Annotated in this window: 1 protein-coding gene; it reads right to left on the reverse strand. The window is 61.7% G+C overall.

Features of this window, described 5'->3' with window-relative positions:
• A partial coding sequence (locus tag RAD15_RS43755) for a hypothetical protein (protein WP_458184854.1) occupies nucleotides 1-404 on the reverse strand: 404 nt, incomplete at its 3' end.
• Nucleotides 405-459: the final 55 nt, after the last annotated feature.

A 459-nucleotide genomic window follows, 5' to 3' on the forward strand; every position in this document is an offset into this window, starting at 1 on the left:
TCAGCCTGCACGGTTTCTGCCACCACGGTCGGGTTCTCGTCCACAAAAACGAAGGCCACCGCCGCGGGTTGACCATCAACAAGCGCTACTCGAGTGGCTTCGGAGTCGAGGTCTTCCAGCTCCTGACGCAGCGCCTCGTGGGCCGCCTCGCTGTCATCGACCGGGGACCATGATGCATGCATCCACACGTACATCTGCTCCCACAGCATCTCGAGCACGCCGGGGGCCAGGGTTGCGCCCGAGATGGCGCCGCCCGGGCCAAGGCTGACCTCCTCCAATACCTCAACCGCTCGTCCAAAATGACGGCGAGACAGCTCGAAGGGCGGACACGATGCGTACACCTCTCCACCCAAGGAAAGAATGAAACTCTCAGCGTCAGAACCAGCAATAGCCTTGGTCGCCAATGGTCGATCTACCCTCTGCTGGATCTGACGCACCAGCCGTGTACCGATCCGATGG

This window comes from Bradyrhizobium sp. 14AA (genome assembly GCF_054185205.1).